Origin of the sequence: Rothia kristinae NBRC 15354, assembly GCF_001570865.1 — a bacterium.
GTDB classification, from domain to species: Bacteria; Actinomycetota; Actinomycetes; order Actinomycetales; family Micrococcaceae; genus Rothia; species Rothia kristinae.
Window position 1 is genome coordinate 41,762 of sequence record NZ_BCSM01000013.1, and the last position, 23,442, is coordinate 65,203.

A 23,442-nucleotide genomic window follows, 5' to 3' on the forward strand; every position below is an offset into this window, starting at 1 on the left:
CCGGGCCCCGTCCGTCCACAGCGGGAGCGGCCGAGGCGGCGCACAGGGGCCCGGCGAGTCCCGATCTGTCAGTCGCACCTGGTAGGGATGGACCCATGACCTCCACCTCCGATCCCTCCGCGCCCGCCGGGGCCCAGGGCGCGGCCCCTCCCCCGGCCCGCGCCAGCCAGACCACCCCGGAGAACCCCTGGCCCCTGCACGTGCTGTCCCGGAAGATGCACGAGTACGTCGCCCGGTGCGCGCCCACCTGGGTGGAGGGGCAGATCATCGAGCTGAACCGCCGCGCCCGGGTCACCTACCTGACCCTGCGGGACCTGCAGGAGGAAGTCTCGGTCCCGGTGACCCTGTTCGCGCAGGAGACCGCCCGCCTGGGGGCGGACCTGGAGCGGGGCATGCGGGTGGTGGTGCGGGTCAGCCCGGACTTCTGGCAGAAGACCGGGCGGCTGTCCATGATCGGCTCCGGCATCCGCCAGGTGGGCCTGGGAGACATGCTCGAGCGCATCGAGCGGCTGCGCCGCAAGCTCGACGCCGAGGGCCTGTTCCGTCCCGAACGCAAGCGCCGCCTGCCCGTGCTGCCCCACCGGGTCGGGCTGATCACCGGGCGGGATTCGGATGCGGAGAAGGACGTCATCCGCAACGCCCGGCTGCGCTGGCCGGCCGTGGAGTTCGCCGTCCGGGAGGTCGCCGTCCAGGGGGTGCACGCGGTGCGCCAGGTCGGGGCGGCCCTGGCCGAGCTGGACGCGGACCCGGAGGTGGACGTCATCGTCATCGCCCGCGGCGGCGGCGCCCTGGAGGACCTGCTGCCCTTCAGCGAGGAGGAGCTGATCCGGGCGGTGGCCGCGGCCGGAACCCCCGTGGTCTCGGCCATCGGGCACGAGGCGGACCAGCCGCTGCTGGATCACGTGGCCGATGTGCGGGCCTCGACGCCCACGGACGCCGGCAAGCGGGTGGTCCCGGACGTGGAGGAGGAGCATCTGCGCATCGGGCAGGCCCGGTCCGGGATCCGCCGGGCCGTGGAGCTGTTCCTGGATCGGGAGTCCGCCGGCCTGGCGCAGTTCCGCTCCCGGCCCGTGCTCTCCCGCCCGGAGACCATGCTCCTGGCGCGCGAGGAGGAGACCGACGCCGCCCGGTCCCGGTCCCAGCGGGCCATGGAGATCGCGGTGGATCGGCACCGGGAGCGCATCGAGGCCCTCCGTTCGCGCGTCGTGGCCCTGTCCCCGCAGCGCACCCTGGACCGCGGCTACGCCGTGGTCCAGACCCAGGGTGGCGCGGTGATCCGCGATGCCGACACCCTGGCCGCCGGGGCCGAGGTGCGGGTGCGCGTGGCCGCCGGCGCCTTCGACGCCGCGGTCACCGCGGTGCACCCCGCAGGCGCCGAACCCCCAGCGCCCGAGGAACCGGTCCCCGAGAAACCGGCGCCCGACGAGCCAGCCGCCGCCGGGGGCGCCTCCGAAAGCCGGGAGGCCCCGGAGTCCCCCGAGACGGCCGGTCCCGCCGCCGACCAGAACCCATCACCCGAGTCAGCATCCGAGAACGAGGAGCACCGATCATGACCGACCAGCAACAGCAGCAGGACGCCGAGCGCTTCGCCCCCGTGGAGCGGCTGAGCTACGAGCAGGCCCGCGAGGAGCTCATGGGCATCGTCTCCCGGCTGGAGTCCGGGGCGTCGAGCCTGGAGGAGTCCCTGCGCCTGTGGGAGCGCGGGGAGGCCCTGGCCCAGCGCTGCGAGCAGTGGCTGGACGGGGCCCGCGAGCGCCTGGACGCCGCCAAGGCCCGCCGGGCCGACGCCGCCCGGGACTGAAGCCCCGCACGCGCCCCGGCTCAGCCCTCCTGGTGGTAGCCGTCCAGGAACTCCCCCAGCCGGTCCAGGGCCGTGTCCAGGGTGGAGACGTCCGGGAGGGTCACCAGGCGGAAGTGGTCCGGGGCCACCCAGTTGAAGGCCGTGCCGTGGCTGATGAGGATCTTCTGCTCCTTGAGCAGGTCCAGTGCGAAACGCTCGTCGTCGACGATCCCGAAGCGCTCCACGTCCAGCTTGGGGAACAGGTACAGGGCGCCGTCGGCCTGCCGGCAGCTCACCCCGTCGATCGCGTTGAGCTTGCGGTGGGCCAGGTCGCGCTGCTCCTTCAGCCGCCCACCGGGCAGGATGAGGTCGTTGATGGACTGGTAGCCGCCCAAGGCGGTCTGGATCGCGTGCTGGGCCGGGACGTTGGCGCACATGCGCATGTTGGCCAGCAGCTTGATGCCCTCCAGATAGTCCCGCGCCTTCCACAGCGGCCCGGTGACGGCCAGCCACCCGGCCCGGTACCCGGCCACCCGGTAGGCCTTGGACAGCCCGGAGAAGGTCAGGCACAGCACGTCGTCCTCGGCCAGCACCGCGGTGTGGACCATCTCGGCGCCGTCGTAGGTGATCTTCTCGTAGATCTCATCGGAGAACAGCACGAGTTCGTGCTCGCGGGCCAGGTCCACGATGGCCTGCAGGGTCTGGCGGGAGTACACCGCCCCGGTGGGGTTGTTGGGGTTGATCACGACGATGCCCTTGGTGCGCGGGGTGATCTTGGCCCGCAGGTCCTCGATGTCGGGGTTCCACCCGTCGGCCTCGTCGCACAGGTAGTGCACCGGGGTGCCGCCGGACAGGGCGACGGAGGCCGTCCACAGCGGGTAGTCCGGGGCGGGCACGAGGATCTCGTCCCCGGGATCGCAGAAGGCCTGCAGGGACAGGGTGATCATCTCCGAGACCCCGTTGCCCAGGAACACCTCGTCCGGCTGCAGATCCAGGATGCCCTGGGTCTGGTAGTACTGCACGACGGCGGTGCGCGCGGAGTAGATGCCCCGAGAGTCCGAGTAGCCCTGGGCGTGCGGCAGGTGCCGGATCATGTCCATCATCACCGCGTCCGGGGCTTCGAAGCCGAAAGGCGCGGGGTTGCCGATGTTCAGCCGCAGGATCCGATGCCCCTGGGCCTCCATCCGCTCGGCCTCCTCCAGCACCGGGCCGCGGATGTCGTAGAGGACGTCATGGAGCTTGTGGGACTGCCGGAATTGAGCCATGTGATCCAGCGTATACCGATCCGGCGTCGGGTCCGGACCCGGCTCAGTCGGTGCCCTCCTGGACCCAGAACGCGGCGGCATCCTGCGCGGAGACCGCATCCGGCCCGCTCATCAGCTGATCCAGGAACGTCAGGTCCGAGGTGCTGAGCTTCCCTGACACGGTGTTCAGGGCGTCCACGGCGGAGGAGGGCAGGGTGTCCGCGCGCACCACGGGCACCACCTGCTGGGCGATGAAGTCGGCCTGGGGGTCCTCCAGGACCACGAACCCGTTCTGTCCGATCGCGGCCGACGCCGTGGGGATGTCCGCCACGTCCACGGTGGCATCGGCCAGCTCATCGACCAGCCGGGAGGGATCGGACTGCTCCACGTAACGTCCCGGGGAGCAGTCGTAGAGACGGCGCAGCCCGGCCGTGCCGTAGGAGCGCTCCGCGAACCCCGGCGGGGTGCCGAAGCGCAGCTTCCCGCAGTGCGCGGCCAGGTCCGAGATGCTGGACAGCTCGTACTTCGCGGCGGTCGCGCGGGTGACCACGAGGGCGTCGCGGTTCTCCGCGGAGGCGGGATCCAGGGTGCTCAGCTGCCGCGGCAGGACCCGATCCACGGTGGAGGAGATGTCCCCCGGGGACATTCCCTGCACGTTCAGCCCGGTCGGGGTCGGGGTGGGTCCCCCCGAGGCCGAGGCCGCCCCCGACGCCGCCGCGGAGACGCTCGGGGTGGGGGCCTCGGTCACGCTGGGGTTGCGGGCGCCGTCGTCGGTCAGGTGCAGCAGCAGGGCCCCGGTGTAGTCGGGGGTGATCAGGGGCGCCTGGTCCCCGCCCTCGGCCATGGCGCTGAGGTACTCCTGCCGGGTCCCGCCGTCCACGACCTCCACGGTGTAGCCGGCATCGCGCAGGGTGCGGGCGTAGATCTCCGCGATGACGCCGGTCTCGGCGCTGGTGCCCCGCCCGATGCGCACGGTGCCGAAGGCCGAGGCGGAAGGGTCCGGGGTGATCTCGTCGGTGCCGCCGCACCCGGTGAGCAGGAGCAGCAGTGCCCCGGCGAGGCAGAGCAGGCGCACGATCCGGCGGGACACGGAGCTCATGGTCTTCGTCCCCTGCTTCAGTGCTTCAGGCCGTAGTAGCGGGCGGCGACCTCCACGAGGGAGACCTTGCGCAGGGAAGGCAGCTCCTCCAGCGGCACCCACCGGACCCCGTCGGTGGAGTCATCGTGCGCGGTCACGCCCTCGGAGCCGCCCACGATGTACCCGCGGTAGAGGATGCGCAGGGCGTGGAAGGTGCGGGCGTGGCCCTCCTCGTAGTACTTGCTGTCCACCCCGAGCAGCCCGTCCAGGGCCACCCGGTACCCGGATTCCTCGTAGGCCTCGCGGATCGCGGCCTGCTCGGCGGTCTCCCCGACCTCCATGCCCCCGCCCGGCAGGGTCCACGCGGCCCGCTCCGGGTGGCGCTCGCCGGTCCAGTGCGTGAGCAGCATCCTGCCCTGCTCGATGATCACCACGTAGGCGGCCGGTCGCGTGTCCATCACAAGTGCCATGCCCTCCAGTCTAGAGAATCGCCGTCGACGATCGCCGGGGTCCGATCCCTCCGGCCAGGCCCCACTCCGTCCATCCGCCGCGGCCCGGCACCCGGGTGGCGCCACGGCCTGGCACCCGGTGCCACCCCGACGCCGGAAGGTCCACCGGGCGTCCAGGCGGCGCTGAGCGGCGGCGCAGGCGGCGCGGATAGGATCGCGTGCATGAGCACCACCAGCGCGCCTCTGCTGAACGCCGTCACCGCCGCCTCCGTGTGGGACGAGGTCTCCACCCCCTCCTTCTGGCTGGACGCCCCGCTGCGGATCGTGCTGATCCTGCTGATCGCGGGTGTGGCGAACATCCTGGCCCGCTTCCTCATCCGCAAGGTCACCGACGGGGTGGCCCGGGGCACCAAGGCCCGCATCATCTCCCGGCGCACGGAGAAGGGGCTGCGCTGGGTCGAGGACACGGGGCTGTCCAACGAGCGCCAGTACCAGCGGGCCAAGACGGTCGGGTCCGTGCTGCGCTCGGTCGCGAACCTCACCATCTGGACGATCGCGGTGCTGATGATCATCTCCGAGCTGGGATTCAACATCGCCCCGGTCATCGCCTCCGCCGGTATCGCCGGTGTGGCCCTGTCCTTCGGCGCGCAGTCCCTGGTCAAGGACTACCTGGCGGGGGTGTCCATGGTTGCGGAGGATCAGCTGGGCATCGGCGACGTCGTGGACCTCGGGGAGGCCAGCGGCACCGTGGAGTCCGTGGGTCTGCGGGTCACGCAGGTGCGCGACGTCGAGGGCACCCTGTGGCACGTGCGCAACGGGGCCGTGGTCCGGGTGGGCAACCAGTCCCAGGGCTGGGCCCGGACCGTGCTGGACATCCCGGTGGCCTACAACAGCGACCTGGATGCCGTGACCGAGCTGCTGCTGGAGACGGCCCGGCGGGTGCGGGAGACGACGGAGGAGGGCAAGTCCATCCTGGATGAGCCGGAGGTGTGGGGCGTGGAGCAGATGAGCGGCGAGTCCCTGACGCTGCGCCTGGCGGTGAAGACGGCACCGCTGCAGCAGTGGGCGGTGGCCCGGGTGCTGCGCGCCCAGATCAAGCGGGCCCTGGACCGGGAGGGGTACCGGATGCCGCTGGCCAACCAGTCGATCATCCACCAGACCTCCAGCTTCGCCCGGATCACCCCGGAGCAGGCGGCACAGGGCGCGCAGGGGGCGACCTCGGCCGGCACGGCCGCGGCGGTCAGCGCGGAGACCTCCGACCCCTCCGTGGGGTCTTCCTCCCGCGGTGGGGGGCACTCGACGGGGAGCGGGTCCGCCGGGAACCGGCAGAAGTCCGGTCGCCGCTGACCCGGCCCCGCTTCCCCGCTGGTGCGGGCCGCTTCTGCGCGGCCTCGCCCCGGGAGCTTCCCGCCCGGCGGCCCCGGGTGATGCCCACGAACTCCTGGATCACGGCCTCCTCCGCGGCCGCCTGCTCACCGGAGGCCTGCGGTTCCGGCAGACGCGGCCACACCAGGTGCACCTCGGTCTCGGGCAGGTCCGGGACGGGACGGTGCACCAGATCCTTCCGGTGGTGCAGCCGCGCCAGGGACATCGGCACCACGAGCAGCCCCAGCCCCGCCGCGACCAGCTCGACGGCGTCGCCCGTGTGCCGCATCGCCGGGAGCTCCCGCTCGATCTGCCCCGCGGCCTGAAGGTGCTCGGCGCGCAGCCGCGCCCACGCGGGGACCTCGGCCAGGTCCTGGAGCAGCCGCTCGGAGGCCAGCTCGGCCACGGGCACCTCATCCAGGAGGGTCAGCACGTGGTCGGCCGGCAGCACGACGACGGGCCGCTCCCGGTACAGCGGCACGGCGTGCCAGCAGTCCCGGTCCCGGCTGCCCGGGGCGGCCTCGGGGCGCAGGAGCGCGGCGTGAGCCTCCCGACGCTGGAGCACCGCCAGCGGATCCTCGTCCTCTTCCAGGGGCACGGGGTCCAGCGGGATCCGGGCGCCGAAGCGCTCCTGCCACCGCCCGAACCACTTGCTCGGCATGATCCCGGGGACGAAGGCGACGCTCAGGCCCCCGGTGGCGGGCCGCACGGTGGGTCGGTGCGCCGACGCGCTGGTGCCGGGCTCGTCATCGGTGCCATGGACGTCGGAGGCCTCGACGCAGACGGACTCGACGTCGGCGATGGGGTGCTCCGGAGCGGCGTCGCCGGGCAGCGGGTGGGGCGGCTGGTGGGACATGGGGACAACCTAGCAGGCGCCCGTCCGGTGACCGGCCTCCGGTTTTGACGCGCGCGGACACAGGCCATACGATGGGGTGGTTACCGCACGGGGCTATAGCTCAGTTGGTAGAGCGTTTCGTTCGCAATGAAAAGGTCAGGGGTTCGATTCCCCTTAGCTCCACTGCCAGGAAGGCCGCGGATCCGCCAGCACGGCGGATCCGCGGCCTTCCGCCGTTTCCGGGCCCGCCCCGGCCCGGTCAGCCGCGCAGGCGGTGCGCGCGACGGCGCGCCAGCAGCACCAGGATCAGCGCGAGCGCCGCGGCGAGGCCGAGCACCCACGGCCGCTCCAGCCAGGCCCAGACCACGGCCATCCCGACGGTGCCGTAGATGCAGCCCCAGATCAGGGTGCCCAGCAGCATCGCGGGGATCCACCGCGTCAGGGGCATGCGGGTGATGCCGGTGGTCAGGATGACGGCGGTCTGGAAGCCGACCGTCACGAAGCAGACCGGCACGGCCAGCGCTCCCCACCGATTCACGAAGGCCGCGGCCCGGCGGTACAGGGGCGTGCGCAGCGCCGCGCGGACCCGGTGCACGCGCCGTCCTCCTGCGGCCGCACCCCGGCCGAGGGCGTACACGATGCTGGTGCGCAGGATCCCGACGGCCCAGAAGAAGAGGATGGCCAGCCCCCAGTGCAGCCCTTCGATCCACTCCTGCATGCGCTCCACCTTAGCCCAGCCTGACCTGAATCGACGCCGAATCGACGGTTTTGCCGACGCTGCGTCAGCAAGAAATTCCGGGGAATCCATCCGTCGGGGTGGCGCCCCGCCCGGGATTAGGATATGTTTTCATTACCAAATAGCCGGGAGGCACCTGCGGGGACGGTCAGCTGGGAAGCTCGCCGGATGAAGCGCAGGCGGCAGCCTCCATGTGAGTGAAGACCTTCTTCCTGTGTGTGATGCAGAATGGCCCCGGGGTTCGCCCCGGGGCCATTCGTCTGCCCGGCCCCCTCTCCCGCCCACCGCGCCGGCATCGAACGGGAGCCGCTCCGACGCCGGGCGGCGTCGGGGCGGCAGATCAGCGGATCGCGGGCCGGTGGATCAGCGGGTCAGGCTGGAGAATCCCTCGGCCAGCTTCCAGGACAGCGCGGTGCGCAACTCCCCGGCCAGCAGGCCCGCACCGTAGCGGTCCAGCCCTCGGCGGCGCATCACCCGGGCCGCCCGATCCAGCCACTGCACCGCGGCGCGCAGGTCCAGGAGGCGCCCGACCTCGGACTGCACGGACTTCGCCTCCTCGCGGGCCTCCCCGGCGTCCTCGCGCTGCTTCTTGCGGATCAGGTCCGCCTCGTCCAGGGATTCGATGACGTAGCGCAGGCCCTTGGCCGCCTTGCGGACCTCGTGCAGGCTCTCCGCGGCTTCCTCGGGCTCGGCCTCCTCCACGGCGCGGCGGGCCGGCTCGATGCGCTTGCGGTAGCGCTCATCCAGGGTCTCCATCATGTGGGTCCCCAGCTTCTTGGCAGAGAGGTCCTCCGCCCACCCGCACAGCTGCGGGCGGCGCACCAGGGACTCCAGGGCGGCCAGCACGTCGCGGTAGCCCTCGGAGTCCAGGACCGCGTACCCGCCGCGCAGAGCGGCCTCCCGGTCCTCCTCGAGCAGCTGGCTCAGCTGGCGGCGGGCCTTGCGGGTCAGCTCCGCCCACTGCTCCGCGCGCATCAGCACCTCCCCGACGACCTCCAGGTCCCGGGCCGCGCCCAGCGCCTCGCCGGCCTCCTTCAGCCCCTGCGAGACGGTCTCGTCGAACTCGGGATCCAGGCCGCCGCGCAGGGCCCGCAGGATCGAGCGCATGGTGCGCAGGCGGATGCGCATCTGGTGCACCGAGTCCTCCACGCCCGCGCGCACCGCGACGTCGAGGATCCGCAGATCCGCGAGCACCGGGCCGGCCAGCTCCGCCACGAGCCGCTGGCCGCCGGTGAGCTGCTGCTCCTCCGGCTCCGACTCCGACGGCTCCGGAGCGGAGGCGATCCCCGCCTTCTCGTCGAAGGCCGCGTCCTGACCGAGCGCGCGGGCGATCTTGGCGACCGCGGTGGACCTGCTCGCTCCGGCCTCCTTCAGGACCTTGCGCACCCGCTTGAAGATCTTCTCCTGGCGCTTCTGCGAGAGCTCGGGATCGGTCAGCTCGACCTCCCACTCCCGCCAGGTGCGCTCCTGCCCGGTGCGGTGATCCACGGAGCGCACGACGTCGTCGGCGAACTCGGCCACCTCCCGCCCGTCCTCGTCCAGCACCGCGGTGCGGGTGCGGCGGGTGGCCAGGTGCGCGATCGGCTCCAGCTCCCGGCCCAGGGTCAGGGCGCTGACCAGGTCCCGGGCCGCTGCGGGCATGCTCGTGCGGTCCTTGAGCAGCGGCACGTGGATCTCGTGGCGGCGCCCGTCCAGGGTGAACTTGACGTGCCAGCCCTCGTCCGGGCCACCCCGGCGACGGCGCAGCACGGTGCTCGCGGCGGCGAGATCCCGCGCGGCGGTGTCATAGTAGGTCGCGTCCAGCTCGTCCACCGCGGCGGTTCCCGGGCGCAGCCGCTTCAGGGCGGACCAGTCCGGGTGCGCCTCGGCGGGTGCTTCGTACTTGCGTTCGATCTCCACGTGCGAGGTGCTCATGGCTGAGGGCTCAACTCCTGGGGTCTCAGGCGCGGCGACGGGTCAGCACATCGTCCAGGTCCAGGGCGCCGCGGCCCTTGGCCTCGGCCTCGGCGAGGCTGCGGGTGGTGCTGCGCGGGGCGGCGGGCTGGCTCAGCGGCGCCGGAGCGGGCCGCTGAGCCTCAGGGGCGTCCATGTAGGTCGGCCGCGGCACCGCGACCGGCTCCCAGGTGGCATCGCGAGGCACGAAGTCCCCGTGGCCGGCGGCGACGCGGCGGGCCTGCTCCCGCAGCATCTCCCGCTGCGCGCGGGCGTCCTCGGCGGACGAGGCCGCGGCGCCGGAGGGCGTCGGACCGGAAGCGGTCTCCCGGGTCGCCTCGGCGGGCGCGGCGCTTCGGGCCTCACCGGACTGCAGGTCGAAGGGCTCGGCCGCGGTACGCGCGGACGGACGCGAGGCCCCGGCGTCGGAGGCGGTGCCGGTCGGCAGATCCTCGACCTCGCGCACCGGGCGGGTGCGCACGGTGGTCCTGGTCCGCTCGGTCAGCGCGAGCCAGCGCAACCCCGCCAGGCACCCGAGGCCGAGGATCAGCAGGAACGCCGGCAGCGGCCAGGTCAGGGCGGTGAACGGCGCGAGGACCAGGCCGATCAGGCCGAGGGCCAGGCAGGCCAGGGCACCCAGGGCGACCCCGACGCGCCCGCGGCGCAGCCCGGAGCCGGTCGCGGGGGCGGAGGAGGCGGCGGAACGGGTCCGCCGCGGCACGGTGACGCCGTCGCGACGGGGCTGCTCGGCCTCGTCGGCCTCAGGCGTGAGCACGGCGCCTTCTGGGGCGGGGGACGGGGTACTGATCATGTCGTTCCTTTGACGCAGTAGCACGGGGTCCCGGGGGAAGGCGGGGTCCGGTCTCTCCTCGAGCACGTCCCGGGCGAGCACCTGCGCGACGACGTCGGGACGCCGTCGGCGGTCGAAGCCGTAGGCCCACTTCAGGAGCAGGGCGACGGCCAGGACCAGCAGCACGCCGGAGGCGGAGAACACGGAGGATGACACATCCGGGAGTCTACCGCCTGAGGCGCGCGGTTTCGCGCTCATCCACAGCGGCGGTCCTCGCGGAAGGGCGAGGGCCGCCGTCGGCGTGCGACGGCGGCCCTGAGCCTTCAGTCCTGGGGCAGCTCGGCCACGAAGTCCTTGAGCCAGGAGCGCAGCCCGGGCCCGAGGTCCTCGCGCTCGGAGGCGAGGATGACGTTGGCCTTGAGGTAGGAGAGCTTGTCCCCGGTGTCGAAGCGGCGGCCCTTGAACACGACGCCGTACATCCCGGCGCCCTCCCCCTCGGCCTGGCCGAGGGTCTGCATCGCGTCGGTCAGCTGGATCTCCCCGCCGCGTCCGGGAGGGGTCTGCTCCAGGACCTCGAAGATCCGCGGGTGCAGCACGTAGCGGCCGATCACCGCGAGGTTGGACGGCGCCTCCTCCGGGGAGGGCTTCTCCACCAGGCCGGTGACCCGCACGTACTCCTCACCCTCTACGGGCTCCACGGCGGCCGCACCGTAGGCGCTGATCTGCTCGCGGGGGACCTCCATGAGGGCGACGACGCTGCCGCCGGTCTTCTGCTGGGCCGCGATCATCCGCGTCAGCAGATCCTCCTTCTCATCGATGAGGTCATCGCCGAGCAGCACGGCGAAGGGGTGATCGCCCACGTGGGTCTTGGCCCGCAGCACCGCGTGGCCCAGGCCCTTGGGGTCCCCCTGGCGCAGGTAGTGCAGCTCGCCCAGGGCGGTGGCCTGCTGAACGGAGGCCAGCAGGTCGTCCTTGCCGGACTCCTTCAGGGAGGCCTCCAGGTCCGGGACGCGGTCGAAGTGGTCCTCCAGGGCGCGCTTGGAGCGCCCGGTGATCATGAGGATGTCGTCCAGCCCAGCGGAGACCGCCTCCTGCACGACGTACTGGATGGCCGGACGATCCACGACCGGCAGCATCTCCTTGGGGCTGGCCTTGGTGGCCGGCAGGAATCGCGTACCCAGACCGGCCGCCGGGATGACGGCCTTGGTCACGGGCTTCGGTGAAGTATTTTCGGTCATATCGTTACCTTAGCCGAGTCCACCCGCGCGAACCCGTGGATGACCTGGGCGCCCGGCCAGCATCCGCTGTGCCTGCCCGCCCCCGTTCCGGTTCCGCTCCCGGACCGGCCCCGACCGAGGATGGAGGACCCGATGGCACCGAGCGGCCCCGAGGCGCAGTCCCCTGACCCCGAGGCGCAGCTGGCCCGGGCCAAGCAGGACCTGCGCGCGGAGCTGGTGCGCCGGCGTCGGCGGCGCGGAGCCGGTCCGGATGCCGCGGTGCGACGCCGAGAGCTGGGCCTGCGCTGGGCCGAACACCTGGAGGCGCTGCTGCGCCGCCTGCCCGACGGGGCGCTGATCGCGGCGTATCTGCCCACCGACACCGAGCCTCCCCTGCTGCCCGCCCTGGCGGGCGCCCACGCGGCCGGGCACCGGGTGATCGCCCCGGTGAGCCTGCCGGGACGGCGCCTGGACTGGGTGCGGTGGGAGCCGCAGACGCCGGTGCGCACCTCGGCGTTCGGGGTGGCCGAGCCGGTGGGGCAGCGGCTCGGCCCGGAGGCCTTCGCGGCGACCGACGTGCGCCTGATCCCCGCCCTGGCCGTGGATGGGCGGGGCGTGCGCCTGGGTTGGGGCGGGGGCTTCTACGACGCGGCCCTGGCCGCCGCCCGGGCCCGCGATGCGCAGGCCCTGGAGATCGGCGTCGTGTTCCAGGACGAGCTGCTGCCGGCCGGGGCCGTGCCCGCGGGACCGCACGACGTCGCGGTGCCGCTGGTGTGCACCGAGCGCGGCCTGCTGCGCCGCACGGATCGCGGGTGGGTCCCGGCGGGCTAGAATCGTGCGCGGCCACCGCGCCGTGTCACCGCTGATCGCCTCGTCAGGAGTCCCGTTCCCGTGCCCGTCTACGCCTACGAATGCAAGAGCTGCCACCACGCCTTCGACATCCGCCAGTCCTTCGACGACGAGGCCCTGACCCGGTGCCCCGCCTGCGGTGAGCAGACCCTGCGCAAGAAGTTCGGCACCGTCGGGGTCACCTTCCGCGGCAGCGGCTTCTACAGCACCGACTCCCGCGGCTCCTCCTCGTCCTCCGGCTCCTCGCAGGACTGACCGGGCCGCCGGACCTGGGGACCGGGAGGCAGCACCCCGTTCCCGCTCCACAGCCGCCCCGTGTCCCCGCGCCCGCGACGCCGGATCGGCGGGCCCGGTGGGCCAGGCTGGGGGCATGTCACCGCTGAGTCTGCCGCGCCGAACCTCCTCCCGCGCCCGGGTCGTGCCCTGGGGCATCCGCTGGCGCTCCCGCATCACCCGCCGGGCCCGCACCCTCGGGGTGCTCCTGCTGATCGCCGGGGCGCTGAGCACCCTGCTGCTGCCGCGCGGCCCCGCAGCCGAGGGCGGTGCGCAGGTGCTGGTGGCCGCCGGGGATCGGCCGGTGGGGCACGTGCTCACCGCCGAGGACCTGCGGATCGTGGACGCCGCCGGGGGCTTCGCCGAGTCCGCGGATGCCCCGGATGCGCGGGGCCTGCGGGAGGAGCTGGAGGGCGCCGCACTCGCCGTGCCGGTGCGCTCCGGCCAGCAGCTGGCCTCCGGGATGGTGCTCGGTCCCGATCTGGCCGAGCACCTGCCCGAGGGTCTGGTGGCGACGTCGGTGCGGGCCAGAGATCCCCAGGCCCTGTCCCTGCTGCGCGTCGGCGGTCCCGTCACGGTCATCGGCGCGAGCGCCGAGGGCGCCGGAGTGGAGGTCTCGGGAACGCTTCTGTGGGCTCCGCGCGGCGCGGCCGAATCAGCCGGCGGGCTCGGCGGCGGCGAGGACCCGGCATCGCGACTCGCGCTCGTGGCCGTCACCCCGCAGGATGCCCGGCGCCTGGCCGGGCTCAGCGGCGAGGCCACGGTGGTCATGGGTGCCGCGGACGAGCCGAGTCCGGAAGCCCCGGAGACCTCCGCCGAGGCGCCCTGAGCGCGCGCCGTCCAAGACCGAGACGACGGAGCACCGGCCCGAGGGGCACCGGAAAGCAGAGAGACGCCGCGGCGCCCTGCCCGTCGGGCGTCGCAGGGGTCACCCCCGGGGAAGGCGCTTCAGCCCCAGTGCGGCGGGCGCTGCTCGCGCAGCCACCGCCCCCGGGCGTCCTCCGAGCCCTCCCGATTCTCCCCCGACACGCCGGTCCCCCGGCTCGAACCCGCCTCGGTCTGCCGGGCCGAGAACCCGGCCAGGCGCTGCGGCTCCCCCTGGCTCACGGTGGTGCCGCCGGTGGCCCGGCGCGGACCCCGATGCCGGATCCGGCGGGGCCCGCGGGGGTCACTCATCGTCCTGCTCCCCGTCGTCGACCGCCGGCTCCAGGCCGAGCAGGCCGAGGATCCGATCGGCCACCCGCTGGGGATCGGCGAACACGTCAACGGCCCAGACGGGTGCGGGATTCCAGCCGGTGGACTCCATCCGCTCCGGGCGCAGCCGGGAGCGCTCCCGCACGGACAGCGCCGCGTAGTCCCGGGTGCCGTCCGAGATCAGCCCGACCGGGAAGCGCAGGTCCTCGGCCCGCAGGCCGCCGCGGGTGCCCTGCCCCGCGGTGCGCTGGCGGGGGCTGGGCACCGCCCCGGCCGAGAGGGACTCCCGCCCGGAGGTCGCGACGGCGTCGACCTCCTCCCCCGGGCTCACGCGCACCTGCGCCCCGCCGACCCGCAGACGCCGGGCCAGATCCGCCAGCAGCCAGTCCGCGGCCTGCTCCTCCTCCCGCGGATCCACCACGGACAGGAACGCGCTGGAGGAGGCGGCCGGGCCCTCCTCCGGGCGTCCTTGCGTCTCGCGGGCCCGCTCGGCCTCCTCCTCGCGGCGACGGCGCACCCGCCGCATCAGCTCGAGGAGATCGGGCATGCCCCCGCGCAGCGCCGAGGCCTCCAGGCGCTCGACGTCGAAGGAGGTGACGATCCGGGTGTGGAAGCGGGCCGCGGTCACGGCCATGACGAAGCGCTGGGGCCCGTGCTCCTGGGCCAGCTGCCCGAAGTGCTCGGGTCGGGATCCGGCCTCCGGAGCCACCCCGAGGCTGAAGATCACCCGGTCCCGGCGCAGCCCGGCGGCCCGGGCCAGGTCCAGCACCCGGAAGGGCTCGCGCCCGGGCCGGAAGAACCCGGCCAGCTCCGGGTGGCGGCCCAGGCCGTAGCGGACCCCCTCGGCGATGCGCGCGGCGTGCCGGGGGCTGGCGGTGATCACCGCGAGGGACTGGCGCGGGTTGCGGGCGGCGTGGTCGAAGACCATCTCCACCACGGCGCGCACCTCCGCGGCCGGGGAGTCGATCAGCGGGGCCCCGAGCCGGTCATCGGCCCGGTCCGGGTGCACCACGTCCACCCGCAGGGACCGGACGGGGCCCACCAGCTCCTCGCCGTAGGGCAGGGCCCGCAGGGCGCCGTCGTAGCGGGTCTCGTTCAGGTGCTCCAGCAGCGCGGGGTCCCGGCAGTCCTGCACCCGGGTCAGGGTGCGCTGCGGGAGGATCCGGGAGAGCACCTCCAACGCGGATTCCACGGGCTGATCCGTGGGCTCCTGCTCCGCACCCAGGGTCGGAGAGACGACGAAGGGCTGCGGGTACCCGGCGTGCACGTCGCCGAAGGCGATCACCTGCTCGGTGCGCGCCAGAGCCGCCAGGCAGGCGCCCAGCGGGGTGGACTCGGCATCCAGGATCACCACGGCGTCCACCGCGGCCTCCGGCGGCAGGGTCCTCCCGACGGCGAAGGGACTGGCGCACCACACGGGCTTGAGCCCCGCCAGCACCTCCGGGGTGCGCTGCAGGTAGGTGCCCAGCGGGGCCGGGGCGCCCTTGAGCAGGCGGCGCAGCTCCCGGGCCTGCACGGGGCGCCGGTTGATCCGGCGCTGCCAGCCGCGGGCGATGCCATGGCGCACCCGCGCCGGCCCGGAGGCCACGTGCGCCAGGTCCGCGCGGCGGAAGGCGGACTCCCAGGCCGCCAGCCGCTCGCCGGTGACCAGGGCCGTGTCCGGGTGGTCGAGCATGATCTCGAAGGCGGACTGCCACCAGGCCAGCTCCAGCTCGTCCGCAACGCGCCGGCCCGGGACCTCGCGCCGCTCCAGGTCGGCCAGCAGCTCCTGCAGCCCCTTGCCGCGCAGGACCGCCAGCAGCCGCTCCCGCTCGGGCAGGGTGTCCAGCAGGAAGCGGTCCCCGGCCATCTCCTCCAGCACGCCGACCAGCTGCTCCACGGGCAGCTCGGGGTAGTCCCGGCGAGCGGGGCTGTCCTCCATGACGATCTCCAGGCCCGCCAGCTCCTCGCCCAGGTGGCGCTGGGTCGCGACGAGCCCGTCCAGCTCCTCCGGCACGCTGACCTGGCGATCGTCGACGGCGTCGGCGCGCCACTGCTCGCGCTGCTCCTGGACCTTCACCAGCGCCCGGTGCAGGTCCGCGATGTGCACCTGGGGTAGGATGTGCTCCTTGGCGACCCGGCGCAGCCGGGAGCGCTGCATCGCGGACATGTCGATGCCGCGTTCTCGCCGCCACCCGGCCGACGCCGTGGCCGCGATGAGGTCCGTGACCGGCTCGGCGAAGACCTCCGGGCGGAAGCGGGTCAGGGACTCCCGGATGCCCTGCAGCAGCCGCAGCTGCTCCTCCCACCGGCGCAGGCTGGCGCCCGGGCGCAGGCCGACGGACTCGAAGGCGGCCGCCACGGCCCGGGAGTGATCCCGCGTGGTCTGCAGCAGGTGGCGCACCAGGGCCCGCGCCTGCTGGGTGTCCTCGGCGCTGACCAGGCGAGCCCCGTACCAGGGGGCCTTGCGGGTGGCCGGGGAGAAGGCCCGCAGCTCCGCGGCCCGCTCCAGCTGGGCCACCGTCTCCCGGCGGTCCACGGTCGCATCCAGGACGGCGCGGGTGAAGCGCACGCGCGTGGCCGGGGCCGGATCCTTGGCGGTCAGCGCCGCGAGGGTCTGCATGGCCTGATACGGGGTGATGTCCCAGCGCTCCTCGCGCCGGTGCAGGGAGCGGACATGGCGGCGTAGGTTCTCCCGGGTGCGCACCAGCTGCTCCCGGTGCTCCTCCAGGCGCGGCGCCTCGCTGCGCTCCACCTCCACGAGGGTGCGCACCAGGTCCGCGCTCAGCTGCTCCGGCTCGACCTGCGCCTCCAGCTCCAGCAGGTGCTGCCCCAACCCCAGCTCCCGGAGGCGGGCGACGGCGCTGGCGAGGCTCTCGCGCCGCTCGGCCAGGACCAGCACGGAGCGGCCCTGTTCGGTGAGGGCGGCCACGGTGTTCACGGCCGCGCGCAGGGCCCCGGTGCCGGCGGGGGCGGTCACCGCGAGGGACTCCCCGGCCCGGGCCAGCTGCAGGATCTCGGAGACGTCGTCGTCGGCGTCCTCGACCAGCACCTCCTCGGCCGGGTCCAGCTCATCCGGGTCGACGACGCGGTGGCGCAGAGCCCGGGGCTGACGCGGGGCGTCCACCTGGGCGCGGTTGAGATCGGACAGCTCCCGCAGCAGCCCCGAGGCCCCCCGCTCGGGCAGGGGCCCGACCGTGTCGGAGAGATCCGCGAAGGTGGAGACCACGGTGGTCGCCTCCACGTGCATTCCGGGCACCCCGGCGGCCACGGCGCGCAGCGCCTCGAAGACCGGCTCCGGGGTCAGGCGGGAGCCGGAGGTGGCCTTGGCGGGCAGGCCCGCGGCCTCCAGGTCCACGCCGTGGTCCCGGCGCAGCACGCGCACCAGGGCGGGATTCAGCCGGGCGCCGCCGCTGATGCGCAGGTCGAAGTCCTCGCCGTCGGGGTGCGGGGTGATGCTCACCGGGGCCAGCACGACGGGGGCGATGTGCCGGCGCTGGGCGCCGGTGCGGGCATCCCGGGTGATCCAGGAGGCGGTGCCGGCGGCGAGGAATCCCGCGGAGAGCCCGTGCTGGGCGTCCAGCTCGACGGTCTTGGCGCGGATCGCCTGGGCCGAGCGCATGCCGGCGGACAGGGCCGTGCGCTCGCGCAGGATGGTGGACAGACGCGTGCGGCGCCCGGCCAGCAGCTGGGCGTAGCCGGAGGGGTTGGAGGTCGTGAGGTCGATGTGGACGTTGTCCACCAGGTTGAAGTCCAGCAGCGCATCCGGGCCGGTGTAGGCGTCCACCTGCCGCAGCCACGGGTCCAGGATCAGGCGGTCGTCCTCGGCCGCGGCCGACGACGACGCGGGCTCGGTCTCTGCGTCCTCCGCGGCCTCCTGCCCGGGGGCGGACGTCGGCTCCGGGGCCGATGCCGCCTCGACGTCGGGTCTCTGCTCGGTCCCCTCCCCGGCGACGTCGGTCTCCGGGGCCGGGCGGGCGTCGGCGGCCCGGTCCGGTGCCTCGGCGGTGGCCGGGGGCGCGCCCCACGGCAGGGGGTGGCCCGCGGGGGTGGTCTCCGGCTCCCGGGCGGATGCGGCGTCTCCGGTGGCTGGCGGCTGGGTCACGGTGCCTCGGTCTCCCGTCGGTGGATGGGGCGGTGCTCGCGGGCGCGTGGGCGTCCGCACACCGATTCTAGGCGCTGGGCCCGCGGGTGCGCGCGGTGGGCGCGGTGGGCGCGGAAACGCGCACGGGCCCCGGGGCCGCCGTCGAAGGCGGCCTCGGGGCCCGCACCGTCCGAGCCTGGCCGCAGGCTCATTCCCACTCGATGGTTCCCGGGGGCTTGGAGGTCACATCCAGCACCACCCGGTTGACCTCCTCGACCTCGTTGGTGATCCGGTTGGAGATCCGCGCCAGCAGGTCGTAGGGCAGGCGCGACCAGTCCGCGGTCATCGCGTCCTCGGAGGAGACCGGGCGCAGCACGATCGGGTGACCGTAGGTGCGCCCGTCGCCCTGCACCCCCACCGAGCGGACCTGGGAGAGCAGGACCACCGGCATCTGCCAGACCTCCTCGTCCAGCCCGGCCCGGGTCAGCTCGGCGCGCGCGATCGCGTCCGCGGCGCGCAGGATCCGCAGGTTCTCCCGGGTGACCTCCCCGATCACCCGGATCCCCAGGCCCGGGCCCGGGAAGGGCTGGCGGGCCACGATCTTCTCCGGCACGCCCAGCTGCCGCCCGATCGCGCGCACCTCGTCCTTGAACAGGGTGCGCAGCGGCTCCACGAGCTCGAACTGCAGGTCCTCCGGCAGCCCGCCCACGTTGTGGTGGGACTTGATGTTCGCAGCACCCTCGCCGCCGCCGGATTCGACGACGTCGGGGTACAGGGTGCCCTGGACGAGGAAGCGGATGTCCTCGGCCGGGCCCTCGATCTCGGCGACCAGCTTGCGCTGGGCGTCCTCGAAGGAGCGGATGAACTCCCGGCCGATCGTCTTGCGCTTGGTCTCCGGGTCGGTGACCCCCTCCAGGGCGGAGAGGAAGCGCTCGGACTCGTCGATGGTCACCACGCGGATGCCCATGGTCTCGGCGTAGTCCTGCTCGACCTGCTCCCGCTCGCCCTCGCGCAGCAGGCCGTGGTCGATGAAGAAGCAGGTCAGCTGGTCCCCGACCGCCCGGTGCACCAGGGCCGCGGCCACGGAGGAGTCCACCCCGCCGGACAGCGCGCAGATGACCTTCGCGTCCCCGACCTGGGCGCGGATGCGCTCCACCTGCTCCTCGATGACGTTGCCGGTGGTCCAGGTGGGCTCCAGCCCGGCCACCTCGAACAGGAAGCTCTCCAGGACCTGCTGGCCGTAGTCGGAGTGCCGCACCTCCGGGTGCCACTGCACCCCGGCCAGGCGCCGGTCCGCATCCACGAACGCGGCCACGGGGGCCCCGTCGGTGGTGGCCAGGACCTCGAAGCCTGCGGGGGCCTCGGTCACGGAGTCGCCGTGGCTCATCCACACGTTCTGGGTCACCGGGGTGCCGGCCAGGAAGGAGGCGCCGCCGCTGAGCGTGGCCTGGGTGGCCCCGTACTCGCGCAGCCCGGTGCGCGCGACCGTCCCGCCCAGCGCCCGGGCCATGACCTGGAAGCCGTAGCAGATGCCGAACACCGGCACGCCGGCCTCGAACAGGGCCGGGTCCCCCGCGGGGGCCTCGGGGGCGTAGACGCTGGCGGGCCCGCCGGAGAGGATGATCGCCGCGGGGTTCTTCGCGAGCATGTCCTGCGCGGACATCGTGTGCGGCACGATCTCCGAGTAGACGCGGGCATCGCGCACGCGGCGGGCGATCAGCTGGGCGTACTGGGCGCCGTAGTCCACGACGAGGACCGGGCGGTCCTCCAGATCACCGGCGGCTGGGGTCTCGGTGGGGGTCACACTCGTCCCTTCGGAAGGTCTTCGGGGTCTGCTTCCGACCCGGGCGGGCGCACGCGTGCGGCCGCGGGGTCGGCTCCGATCCCCCAGTCTAGGACACCCCGCCCGTGGGCCGGGGCGGGCTCGCGCGGCGGCGTCGCGGGCGGTGTCCGAGACGGATGAGCGGCGGGCGGGTCAGTAGCGGCGAGTCGCCTGCGGGTTCTCCCGCAGCTGCGCCAGGGTCTCCCGGTGGATGCGCCGCTCCACGATGAAGGACAGGAACGGCACGACCCCGCCCAGGGCCATCACGATCAGCTGGGGCAGCGGCCAGCGCATCAGCAGCCACACCCGGAAGCAGGCCAGCAGGTAAACGACGTAGAACCAGCCGTGCACGATGAGCACCCCGGTGGAGACGTTCACTCCGCCGGTGAGGTTCCCGGTCTCCCGGTTCAGCCAACCCAGGGCCACGTGCTCCCCGGTCTGGGCGTTCTGCGCGGAGGCCAGCAGATCGTAGCCGAAGCCGTAACGGGTGATCATCTCCGCCACCAGCAGCAGCAGGAAGGTCCCGGAGATCCACGCGCAGTACTTGTAGAAGGTCAGGGCCCCGCGGATCTGGGCCTCGGTGCCGCCGAACTTGCGTCGGCCCACCCGCAGGTTCGCGGCCTGCTCGGGGCTGGCGCCGGGCGGCAGCGGCACGGTCTTGCCGTCGGTGCGCTCCACCGGGCGGGGCGCCTCGGCGGGCTGGGACGGGTCGGCGGGATGCTGGGTCATTCGGTCACCTCGTGGGGTCGGGGGACGCGGCGGCGTCGTCGAAGTAGTAGTACTGGCCGGCCTCGGCATCGTAGTAGAAGTACCGGCCGGTGGACTGCTCGTAGTAGATCCGGCCCTCCTCCCCCGCGGCCGGCGCGGGGTCGAAGAACTCCTCGGGATGCTGCCGACGCCGGTGGGAGTCCGCGAGCATCCGCCACCACAGGAACAGGGCGAAGCCGGCGAAGACCACCCATTCCGCGGCGTAGAAGATGTTGAGCCAGTTCAGGGAATCGCTGGTGTACTGCTGGGCGCGGATCGGCACCAGACCCTCATCCGGGGCGGACAGCCGGGCCGCATCCGTGAGGTGGTCCGCGCCGTCCAGGGGCAGCGACTGCCCGGCCGGCACCTCCGCATCCGCGGTCACCGGCGCCGCGTACAGGGGGGCCTGCCAGGTGTTGGTCAGCTCGGCCGTGGCCGCGCTGCCCAGGATCCGCGGGTCCCGGGAGCCTTCCGAGGAGACCGGCCCCTCGTTGGCCACCAGCCGCCCGATGACGGTCAGCTCCCCGTCCGGCTCGGCCGGGATCCGCGCCGGGTCCGCCTCGGTGGTGAAGCCGCGGGCGACGGCGACCGAGAAGGTCCCCTGCGCCCGATCCGGCTGCTCATCGGGGATGAAGCGGGACACCACCCAGTAGCCGTGCTCCCCGTCCTTGACCCGGGAGCCCACCAGCACGGAGGATCCGTGCTCGTAGTGCCCGCTGGTGCGCACCATGGCGTCCGCCTCGGAGGCGAGCACCGGCTGCAGCGGGGCGGCCACGGAGGCCAGCGGGACCACGGCCTCCTTGGCGGGGTCCGCGGAGACCTCGTGGGCCGAGGCCGAGCCGAGCTGCCACCGGCTGAGCAACATGAACCCGGTCGCGAAGACCAGGGCCAGCAGCAGCCCCGCCAGCCAGCGGGGCGTCAGAGCGAGTTTCAGCACCCCACCACCCTATCCCGCCGTCGGCGAGCCCGCCCCTGAGCCCAGCGCCCGCGGGGCCCGTGAGACCCGGGCGCGCCATCCGCTTGCCACGCCGGGAGCGTGGTGGCAGGATGACGCTTCGTGAACGCACCCGCGGGCCCTGCACCACTGCATCCGTCGGCTCCCGCCGACTCCTCCTCCGCACCCTTCGACACCGTCTCCCTGGAGCTGCCCCACGGTCACCCCGGACCGGTGCTGCCGCTGGTCATCGCCGCCCTCGGCGTCGTCTTCGGGGACATCGGCACCTCCCCGCTCTACGCCGTGCAGACGGTGTTCACCCTGCACGACCGGTTCATCGCCCCCACCGAGGAGGACGTACTCGGCGTCGTCTCGATGCTGCTGTGGTGCCTGTTCCTCATCGTCACCCTGGCCTACATCACCTTCATCATGAAGGCCGACAACCAGGGCGAAGGGGGCATCCTGTCCCTGGCGGCCCTGATCCGGCGCAAGCTCGGCCTGCGCTCCCGACGCGCCGGCGCCGCGCTGGTGCTGGCGATCATCGGCGCCGCCCTGTTCTACGGCGATTCGCTGATCACCCCCGCGGTGTCCGTGCTCTCGGCCGTGGAGGGCCTCAGCGTCGCGGACCCGGGGCTGGAGGAGGCCGTGGTGCCGATCGCGCTGGTGATCCTCACCGTGCTGTTCCTCGTCCAGCGCTGGGGCACCGGGACCATCGGGAAGGCCTTCGGGCCGGTCATGGTCGCGTGGTTCGCGGTGCTAATCCTGCTCGGCCTGCCCCACCTCGTGCAGAACCCCGCGATCCTGCGGGCGCTGTCCCCCACCTACGCGCTGTCCTTCGCCGCGGACCGCCCGATCGTCGCCTTCGTGGCGCTGGGCGCGGTGGTCCTGGCGGTGACCGGCGTGGAGGCGCTGTACGCGGACATGGGCCACTTCGGGCGCCGGCCGATCCTGCTGGGCTGGCTGTGCCTGGTGCTGCCGGGCCTGGCGATCAACTACCTCGGGCAGGGGGCGCTGATCCTCTCCGACCCGGCGGCCATCGCCAACCCCTTCTACCTGCTGGCGCCTTCCTGGGCGCAGCTGCCGCTGGTGGTCCTGGCCACCTGCGCGACCGTCATCGCCTCCCAGGCGGTGATCTCCGGGGCCTTCTCCGTGTCCCGGCAGGCCACGCGCCTCTCGCTGCTGCCGCGGCTGAAGGTCGTGCAGACCTCCCGGGAGCAGGGCGGACAGATCTACATGCCCACCGTGAACTTCCTGCTGTTCCTCGGGGTCCTGGCCCTGGTGCTGATCTTCCGCTCCTCCTCCTCGCTGGCCGCCGCCTACGGGCTGTCCGTGACCGGCACCCTGCTGCTGGAGTTCTCGCTGTTCCTGCTGCTGGCCCAGGCCGTGTGGGGCTGGTCCTGGCCGCGGCTGATCGCGCTGGGCGCGGTGATCGGCGGGCTGGAGCTGCTGCTGTTCGGGGCCAACGTGCTCAAGGTCCTCTCCGGCGGGTGGCTGCCGCTGCTGATCGCCTCGATCGCCGCGACCCTGATGCTCACCTGGCGGCGCGGCTCGCGGATCATGTTCGGCCGGCGCGCCGAGATGGAGGGGCCGATCGAGCAGTTCGTCGCCTATGTCAAGGAGCACCGCGTGCCCCGGGTGCCCGGAGTGGCCGTGTATCCCCACGGGGATCCCAGCACGGCGCCGCTGGCCCTGCACTCCAACGTGCAGTTCAACCACGTGCTGCACGAGCACGTGGTGATCATGACGATGAAGAACATCGGGGTCCCGCACGTGCGCCACGAGGACCGGCTGGTGGTCACGGAGCTGGGCGATCCCGGGGACGGCATCGTGCACGTGCTGTGCCGGGTCGGGTTCAACGACTCCCAGGACCTCCCGGACGCCCTGCGCCTGGCCGTGGGCCGCGCCCCGGAACTGGAGTTCGACCCGCGGGAGGCCACCTACATGCTCTCCGTGTTCCGCATCGAGCGGGGCCAGGACCGCTGCATGCCGCGCTGGCAGAAGGCCGTGTTCCGGCTGCTGGAGAAGTTCTCCGCCAACAAGACCCAGGTCTTCCACCTGCCCCCGGACTCCACCACGGTCATGGGCGCGCAGGCCGAGCTGTAGGCGCCGCCCGGTCCGGCGCCGGCGTCCCAGC

General features: G+C 73.5%; 20 protein-coding genes and 1 tRNA gene. 8 read left to right on the forward strand and 13 right to left on the reverse strand.

What is annotated here, in order from left to right; all coding sequences use genetic code 11:
• Positions 1–95 precede the first annotated feature (95 nt).
• Both xseA and KKR01S_RS08530 read left to right on the forward strand, forming a co-directional pair.
• Positions 96–1,553, forward strand: a complete 1,458-nt coding sequence (xseA, locus tag KKR01S_RS08525) for an exodeoxyribonuclease VII large subunit (protein WP_081101667.1) — start codon at positions 96–98, stop codon at positions 1,551–1,553.
• Positions 1,550–1,801, forward strand: coding sequence for an exodeoxyribonuclease VII small subunit (locus KKR01S_RS08530; protein ID WP_061225781.1), 252 nt, complete (start codon positions 1,550–1,552; stop codon positions 1,799–1,801). Before xseA ends, KKR01S_RS08530 begins: the two co-directional genes overlap by 4 nt.
• 20 nt (positions 1,802–1,821) lie before the next feature.
• Here KKR01S_RS08530 and KKR01S_RS08535 read toward each other — a convergent pair whose 3' ends face one another.
• From KKR01S_RS08535 to KKR01S_RS08545, 3 genes are read right to left on the reverse strand one after another with little or no spacing between them, the layout of a single operon-like run.
• Positions 1,822–3,045, reverse strand: a complete 1,224-nt coding sequence (locus KKR01S_RS08535; protein ID WP_061225782.1) for a pyridoxal phosphate-dependent aminotransferase — start codon at positions 3,043–3,045, stop codon at positions 1,822–1,824.
• Between the two features lie 43 nt (positions 3,046–3,088).
• On the reverse strand, positions 3,089–4,123 hold the full coding sequence (locus KKR01S_RS08540) for an ABC transporter substrate-binding protein (RefSeq protein ID WP_058730845.1): 1,035 nt from the start codon (positions 4,121–4,123) through the stop codon (positions 3,089–3,091).
• Positions 4,124–4,140: 17 nt separating this feature from the next.
• Positions 4,141–4,572, reverse strand: a complete 432-nt coding sequence (locus KKR01S_RS08545; protein ID WP_224799845.1) for an NUDIX hydrolase — start codon at positions 4,570–4,572, stop codon at positions 4,141–4,143.
• Positions 4,573–4,773: 201 nt separating this feature from the next.
• On the opposite strand from KKR01S_RS08545, the gene KKR01S_RS08550 reads away from it, so the two are divergent.
• Positions 4,774–5,898: a mechanosensitive ion channel family protein gene (locus tag KKR01S_RS08550; RefSeq protein WP_061225783.1), complete on the forward strand. Its 1,125-nt coding sequence runs from the start codon at positions 4,774–4,776 to the stop codon at positions 5,896–5,898.
• Here KKR01S_RS08550 and KKR01S_RS08555 read toward each other — a convergent pair.
• Positions 5,792–6,772: a LysR substrate-binding domain-containing protein gene (locus KKR01S_RS08555; protein WP_061225784.1), complete on the reverse strand. Its 981-nt coding sequence runs from the start codon at positions 6,770–6,772 to the stop codon at positions 5,792–5,794. The genes KKR01S_RS08550 and KKR01S_RS08555 overlap by 107 nt on opposite strands.
• A gap of 89 nt (positions 6,773–6,861) precedes the next feature.
• Between KKR01S_RS08555 and KKR01S_RS08560 the strand changes: the two genes are divergently transcribed.
• Positions 6,862–6,934: transfer RNA gene (locus tag KKR01S_RS08560), tRNA-Ala, on the forward strand.
• A gap of 76 nt (positions 6,935–7,010) precedes the next feature.
• Here the strand turns inward: KKR01S_RS08560 and KKR01S_RS08565 are convergent.
• The 4 genes from KKR01S_RS08565 to galU form a co-directional block, all read right to left on the reverse strand.
• On the reverse strand, positions 7,011–7,469 hold the full coding sequence (locus KKR01S_RS08565; protein WP_058730848.1) for an SNARE-associated domain-containing protein: 459 nt from the start codon (positions 7,467–7,469) through the stop codon (positions 7,011–7,013).
• A gap of 381 nt (positions 7,470–7,850) precedes the next feature.
• Entirely contained in the window at positions 7,851–9,401 is a 1,551-nt protein-coding gene (locus tag KKR01S_RS08570; protein ID WP_058730849.1) for a CYTH and CHAD domain-containing protein, read from the reverse strand.
• A gap of 25 nt (positions 9,402–9,426) precedes the next feature.
• Positions 9,427–10,425: a hypothetical protein gene (locus KKR01S_RS08575; protein WP_058743679.1), complete on the reverse strand. Its 999-nt coding sequence runs from the start codon at positions 10,423–10,425 to the stop codon at positions 9,427–9,429.
• A gap of 107 nt (positions 10,426–10,532) precedes the next feature.
• Positions 10,533–11,447: a UTP--glucose-1-phosphate uridylyltransferase GalU gene (gene galU / locus KKR01S_RS08580; RefSeq protein ID WP_058730850.1), complete on the reverse strand. Its 915-nt coding sequence runs from the start codon at positions 11,445–11,447 to the stop codon at positions 10,533–10,535.
• A 132-nt stretch (positions 11,448–11,579) separates the two neighbouring features.
• On the opposite strand from galU, the gene KKR01S_RS08585 reads away from it, so the two are divergent.
• The 3 genes from KKR01S_RS08585 (at position 11,580) to KKR01S_RS08595 (ending at position 13,377) form a co-directional block, all read left to right on the forward strand.
• Positions 11,580–12,257, forward strand: coding sequence for a 5-formyltetrahydrofolate cyclo-ligase (locus tag KKR01S_RS08585; protein WP_061225785.1), 678 nt, complete (start codon positions 11,580–11,582; stop codon positions 12,255–12,257).
• Positions 12,258–12,317: 60 nt separating this feature from the next.
• A complete protein-coding gene (locus KKR01S_RS08590; RefSeq protein WP_058730852.1) occupies positions 12,318–12,530 on the forward strand; it encodes an FmdB family zinc ribbon protein in 213 nt (70 codons plus the stop codon).
• 115 nt (positions 12,531–12,645) lie between these two features.
• Positions 12,646–13,377: an SAF domain-containing protein gene (locus tag KKR01S_RS08595; protein ID WP_055684527.1), complete on the forward strand. Its 732-nt coding sequence runs from the start codon at positions 12,646–12,648 to the stop codon at positions 13,375–13,377.
• Between the two features lie 119 nt (positions 13,378–13,496).
• Here the strand turns inward: KKR01S_RS08595 and KKR01S_RS08600 are convergent, their stop codons facing one another.
• The 5 genes from KKR01S_RS08600 to KKR01S_RS08620 form a co-directional block, all read right to left on the reverse strand.
• On the reverse strand, positions 13,497–13,724 hold the full coding sequence (locus KKR01S_RS08600; protein ID WP_055684528.1) for a hypothetical protein: 228 nt from the start codon (positions 13,722–13,724) through the stop codon (positions 13,497–13,499).
• Positions 13,717–17,826, reverse strand: coding sequence for a DUF4011 domain-containing protein (locus KKR01S_RS08605; protein ID WP_061225786.1), 4,110 nt, complete (start codon positions 17,824–17,826; stop codon positions 13,717–13,719). The genes KKR01S_RS08600 and KKR01S_RS08605 overlap by 8 nt, the downstream gene beginning before the upstream one ends.
• 187 nt (positions 17,827–18,013) lie before the next feature.
• Positions 18,014–19,609, reverse strand: a complete 1,596-nt coding sequence (guaA, locus tag KKR01S_RS08610; protein WP_174520381.1) for a glutamine-hydrolyzing GMP synthase — start codon at positions 19,607–19,609, stop codon at positions 18,014–18,016.
• Between the two features lie 171 nt (positions 19,610–19,780).
• On the reverse strand, positions 19,781–20,356 hold the full coding sequence (locus KKR01S_RS08615) for a DUF3817 domain-containing protein (RefSeq protein WP_055684530.1): 576 nt from the start codon (positions 20,354–20,356) through the stop codon (positions 19,781–19,783).
• 4 nt (positions 20,357–20,360) lie between these two features.
• Positions 20,361–21,311, reverse strand: coding sequence for an SURF1 family cytochrome oxidase biogenesis protein (locus tag KKR01S_RS08620; RefSeq protein WP_058730499.1), 951 nt, complete (start codon positions 21,309–21,311; stop codon positions 20,361–20,363).
• Positions 21,312–21,431: 120 nt separating this feature from the next.
• Here KKR01S_RS08620 and KKR01S_RS08625 point away from each other — a divergent pair, with 120 nt between their 5' ends.
• Positions 21,432–23,411 (forward strand): potassium transporter Kup, encoded by a 1,980-nt coding sequence (locus KKR01S_RS08625; protein WP_224799841.1) that lies wholly within the window; start codon positions 21,432–21,434, stop codon positions 23,409–23,411.
• Positions 23,412–23,442: the final 31 nt, after the last annotated feature.

Excerpts from the sequence above, each read along its gene's own strand:
- xseA (WP_081101667.1), top strand. The coding sequence starts at position 96 with ATGACCTCCACCTCCGATCCCTCCGCGCCCGCCGGGGCCCAGGGCGCG.
- KKR01S_RS08530 (WP_061225781.1), top strand. The coding sequence starts at position 1,550 with ATGACCGACCAGCAACAGCAGCAGGACGCCGAGCGCTTCGCCCCCGTG.
- KKR01S_RS08535 (WP_061225782.1), bottom strand. The coding sequence starts at position 3,045 with ATGGCTCAATTCCGGCAGTCCCACAAGCTCCATGACGTCCTCTACGAC.
- KKR01S_RS08540 (WP_058730845.1), bottom strand. The coding sequence starts at position 4,123 with ATGAGCTCCGTGTCCCGCCGGATCGTGCGCCTGCTCTGCCTCGCCGGG.
- KKR01S_RS08545 (WP_224799845.1), bottom strand. The coding sequence starts at position 4,572 with ATGGCACTTGTGATGGACACGCGACCGGCCGCCTACGTGGTGATCATC.
- KKR01S_RS08550 (WP_061225783.1), top strand. The coding sequence starts at position 4,774 with ATGAGCACCACCAGCGCGCCTCTGCTGAACGCCGTCACCGCCGCCTCC.
- KKR01S_RS08555 (WP_061225784.1), bottom strand. The coding sequence starts at position 6,772 with ATGTCCCACCAGCCGCCCCACCCGCTGCCCGGCGACGCCGCTCCGGAG.
- KKR01S_RS08565 (WP_058730848.1), bottom strand. The coding sequence starts at position 7,469 with ATGCAGGAGTGGATCGAAGGGCTGCACTGGGGGCTGGCCATCCTCTTC.
- KKR01S_RS08570 (WP_058730849.1), bottom strand. The coding sequence starts at position 9,401 with ATGAGCACCTCGCACGTGGAGATCGAACGCAAGTACGAAGCACCCGCC.
- galU (WP_058730850.1), bottom strand. The coding sequence starts at position 11,447 with ATGACCGAAAATACTTCACCGAAGCCCGTGACCAAGGCCGTCATCCCG.
- KKR01S_RS08585 (WP_061225785.1), top strand. The coding sequence starts at position 11,580 with ATGGCACCGAGCGGCCCCGAGGCGCAGTCCCCTGACCCCGAGGCGCAG.
- KKR01S_RS08595 (WP_055684527.1), top strand. The coding sequence starts at position 12,646 with ATGTCACCGCTGAGTCTGCCGCGCCGAACCTCCTCCCGCGCCCGGGTC.
- KKR01S_RS08600 (WP_055684528.1), bottom strand. The coding sequence starts at position 13,724 with ATGAGTGACCCCCGCGGGCCCCGCCGGATCCGGCATCGGGGTCCGCGC.
- KKR01S_RS08615 (WP_055684530.1), bottom strand. The coding sequence starts at position 20,356 with ATGACCCAGCATCCCGCCGACCCGTCCCAGCCCGCCGAGGCGCCCCGC.